General features: G+C 74.5%; 3 protein-coding genes and 2 pseudogenes. 2 read left to right on the forward strand and 3 right to left on the reverse strand.

All coding sequences use genetic code 11. From position 1 onward, the window contains the following. Together KBX53_RS36540 and KBX53_RS25100 are read left to right on the forward strand one after the other, a co-directional pair. Nucleotides 1-525: pseudogene (locus KBX53_RS36540) on the forward strand (ABC transporter ATP-binding protein); the annotation flags it as partial. Continuing rightward, nucleotides 488-1,723 carry an ABC transporter ATP-binding protein gene (locus KBX53_RS25100; RefSeq protein WP_247676176.1) on the forward strand — a complete coding sequence of 412 codons (1,236 nt, stop codon included), beginning with the start codon at nucleotides 488-490 and terminating at the stop codon, nucleotides 1,721-1,723. The pseudogene KBX53_RS36540 and the gene KBX53_RS25100, both read left to right, overlap by 38 nt. A 28-nt stretch (nucleotides 1,724-1,751) precedes the next feature. Here KBX53_RS25100 and KBX53_RS25105 read toward each other — a convergent pair whose 3' ends face one another. The 3 genes and pseudogenes from KBX53_RS25105 to KBX53_RS25115 form a co-directional block, all read right to left on the reverse strand. Further along, a complete protein-coding gene (locus KBX53_RS25105) occupies nucleotides 1,752-2,336 on the reverse strand; it encodes a response regulator transcription factor (RefSeq protein ID WP_030330810.1) in 585 nt (194 codons plus the stop codon). Between the two features lie 119 nt (nucleotides 2,337-2,455). Further along, nucleotides 2,456-3,061 (reverse strand): response regulator transcription factor, encoded by a 606-nt coding sequence (locus KBX53_RS37180; protein WP_030330808.1) that lies wholly within the window; start codon nucleotides 3,059-3,061, stop codon nucleotides 2,456-2,458. A gap of 201 nt (nucleotides 3,062-3,262) precedes the next feature. Beyond that, nucleotides 3,263-3,968, reverse strand: a pseudogene (locus tag KBX53_RS25115) (hypothetical protein); the annotation flags it as partial.

Here is a 3,968-nt window from a genome sequence, read left to right on the forward strand (position 1 = left end):
CGGCGGCGGCTCGTGAGCCGTTCCGGCGTACGCCGGGTGACCTGGCGGGCGCTGCGGGCCCGACGACGGGCGCTCGCCGGGCTCGGCGGCTGGTCGCTTGTCGAGTCGCTGCCCGCGCTGCTCGCCGGCTATCTGGTCGCCCGCGCCGTCGACGAGGGCTTCCTGGCCGGACGTCCGCTCAACGGCCTGGCCTGGTTGGGGGTCCTCGCGGTGGCCGTGCTGGTGGGCGCGGCGGCCACCGGTCGGACGTACCGGAGCCTCGGCGCCGTGGTCGAGCCGTTCCGTGACGAGGTGGCCGCCCAGGTGGTCCGGGGTGCGCTGGGCGACGCCACCCGGGCGGGTGGCCGCCCGGACAGCGCCGCCGTGACCCGGCTGACCCACCAGATGGAGATCGTCCGCGACACCTTCGCCGGTCTGCTGATGGTGACCCGTGGTTTCCTCTTCTCGGCGGGCGCCGCCCTGCTCGGCCTTCGCGGCGCTGCCGGCGATGGTCACCCACCAGCGTGCGTACGTCCGGGCCGGTGAGCAGCTCGGCCAGTCGGCGGCGACCGCGCTGGCCGGTCACCGCGACGTGCTGGCCTGCGGCGCCCAGACCCGCGTGACGGCCGAGGTGGCCCGTTGGGTGTCGGCGCAGGCCGCCACCGAACGCATGCTCGCCCGGATGGCGGCGATCCGCAGCCTCAGCCTCGGCATCGGCGGCTGGCTGCCCCTGCTGGTGCTGATGGTGGCCGCCCCGTGGCTGGTCGAGCGTGGTCTCACCGCCGGCGCGGTGCTGGGTGCGCTGATCTACGTCTCCACCGGGTTGCAACCCGCTCTGCACACACTGGTGCAGGGTCTCGGCGGCGGCGGGCTGCGCTACGTGGTCACACTGGAGAACATCCTGCGCACCTATCCGGTGTCCGACGACCAGCGCCCGCCGGCCCCCGCCGACCGGACACCCCACCGCCGGCCGCCCACCGCCCCCGGCGGACGGTCACCAACCGTCGAGGTCCGGGGACTGACCTTCGCCTACGGTCCGCGCGCCCGACCCGTCCTGCGGAACTTCTCGCTGACACTGGCCGACCAGGACCATCTCGCCGTGGTGGGGCCCAGCGGCGCCGGCAAGTCCACACTGGCCGCCCTGATGGCCGGTCTGGTGGCTCCGCAGGCGGGCACTGTCCACCTGGCCGGCGCGCCGGTCACCGCTGTCGATCCGGTCGGCCTCGCCCGGATGCGCGTGCTGGTACCCCAGGAGGCGTACGTGTTCACCGGCAGTCTCGCCGACAACCTCCGCTACCTGCGGCCGGACGCCGACGAGCACACGCTGGACGTCGCCCTCGACGCGCTCGGCGCGCGTCCGCTGGCCGCTCGCCTGGGTGGCCTGAGCGCGCCGGTCACGCCGGCCCTGCTCTCCGCGGGCGAGCGGCAACTCATCGCGGCGGTCCGGGCCTGGCTGGCACCCGCCCCGCTGGTGCTCCTCGACGAGGCGACCTGCCACCTGGATCCGGCGCTGGAAGCGACGGTCGAGGCCGCCTTCGCCCGGCGGCCCGGCAGCCTCGTGGTCATCGCACACCGGATCAGTTCCGCGCTGCGGGCTGATCGGGTGCTGGTCCTCGATGGCGACGAGCCCCTGCTGGGCACGCACGAACAGTTGATGGCCCGCTCGGCCACCTACCGGATGCTCGTCGGCTGCTGGGACGACCCGGTGGTGCCGTCCCGGGCGACGTCGGCGCGGCCGGGCTGAACCCCGCCCGTCAGCGCCGACGCGCTGGTCAGATCCACCCCGCCTCGCCCGCCATCCGCACGGCCTCCACCCGGGTACGGGCACCCACCTTGCGGGCGATCCGACCGAGATGGTTACGGACGGTGCCGCGGGTGAGCCCGAGCGACGCCGCCACCTCAGCGACCGGCGCTCCCGCAGCCGTCAGCCTCAGCACCTCCGTCTCGCGGCTGGTCAGTGGGCCGTCCGAGCGCAGCGCCGCGACGACGAGATCCGCGTCCAGCACGGGTTCCCGGCGGGCGAGCCGGCGGATGCCGTCGATGACCCGGTGCGGGGCGGCGTCGTTGCGCAGGATGCCGACCGCCCTGGTCGGGCAGAGCATGCCTCGCAGTCGCCGCGCCCGGTGCGGGTGAGCCAGCAACAGCAGGGGGCACCCACCGAGGCGGCCGGGATCGATTCCCTCGACGAAGTCGAGGTCGGCCACCACCACGTCGGGGCGTTGGGTGTGAACGGCAGCGGAGACCGCATCACCGCGATCCACCTCCGCCACGACGCGGATGTCCTCCTCGGCGGCGAGGACGAACGACAGCGCGCCCAACACCAGGGCGCCGTCCAGGGCGAGCAGGGTACGGATCACGATGGACCTTCCTGCACTCCGGTAGTGATCACTCAACGTCAACATTCAAACACGGGTCCGGTGGGTCCGCACGGTGACGGGGCGGGTCCGGACTGTCTCCACCGGACCCGCCCCGACGGCTACAGCCAGCCGTTACGCCGCGCGCGCGACACCGCCTCCAACCGGTTGCGGGCGCCGGTCTTGCGCAGGATCACCGACAGGTGATTGCGCACCGTTCCGTGCGCCAGGTAGAGGCGGACGGCGATCTCCTTGAGGGGCAGGCCTTCGGCGGCCATCCGCAGCACGTCCATCTCCCGAGGCGTCAACGGCATCTCGGTGGGACTCAGCGCCGCCACCGCCGCGCTCGGATCGATCGCCCGCTCCCCGGCCGCGAGGGCGCGGATCGCCCGCACCAACTCGGCCAGCGAGCTGTCCTTCCCGACCAGACCCCGTGCGCCGGCCGCCAGCGCCGCCTCCACCAGGGCTGGGCTCCACCGAGGGCTCATCGCCAGCACGGCGGCCTCCGGCGCCTCGACGTCGATGCGGGCGACCACCTCCACCGGGTCGGGCAGCTCCGGCGTCAGCGCCAGCACCACCACCTGTGGCCGGCACCGCCGAACCACTGTCAACAGCTCGCCGACACCCTCGACGTCGGCGACCACCTCCATGTCCTCCTCTCGTGACAGCGCGGCGCAGAGCGCCCCGCGAAGCAGACCCATGTCCTCGGCGACAACAACGTGGATCACCACGTCTTCTCCGATCTCAGGTACGCGTCACGGCGGCCACCGATCCCGGAGCGTCCACGGGTTGATCAGGGCGGTCGTGCGCGACAGACGGGCAGGCAGCGGCCCGCGGCGCCGTCGGTGTGGACGGGCGCGGGCACCGATCGACCGGCCGGCGGGTGGAGCGGGCCGTGGGGCCCGCCACCGAGGTCGGTCGACCCGACCTCAGCCCGGGCGGGCGATCGCCGCCGGAGTGCGGCTCTCGACCAGGAGCGGCACGAGATCGCCGGGCTGCGCGGCACCGCTGTGCGACTGCCGGTCCACCGGCCGGGCCAGCCCCGGCCCGGGTTTCGATCGGTCGTCGACACCGGCGGCGTCCTGGTCGACGGGCATGACGGGTTGGCCCGAGAATTCGCTCGCGGCGTCCACCGGCTCCCGTGGCGCGGCCCGGTGCCCCGTCGTCGAGGCGGTGGGCGGTGCGGGGCCGACGACAGACATTTGCGCTGGCGCGGCCGGTGTCGGCGGCGCCGCGGCGGGCGCGGGGGGCACCGGCGAATCCGCCGGTGGCGTCGGGACTGTCGGTACGGGAGCCGGGTCGGTCACCGCGACCGCACCCGCCCCGAGCGCCGGCGGAACGGGCGTCGGAGGTGTCGCCGCGGGAACGACCACCGTGTCGAGAGCCGGTGGTAGCACGGCGTCGACGACGTGCAGGAGCGCCGTGACGAGGGGGCGGATCGGCACGGCGTGGACGATGTCGACGACGTACGGCAGCGGGGCGGTGATCAGGCCCACCACCGGCGAATCACCTGGCACGTACAGCGTGGGCAGGTCGGGGACGGCGGTGGCCGGCAGGTCGGGGACGGCGGTGGCCGGCGGTCGCGGTGCGCCAGCGGCAGAGCGCGGCGGCTCGGTACGATGAGCTGCCCGATGG

It is taken from the genome of Micromonospora sp. M51 (assembly GCF_018070305.1).
Taxonomy (GTDB): Bacteria; Actinomycetota; Actinomycetes; order Mycobacteriales; family Micromonosporaceae; genus Micromonospora; species Micromonospora parva.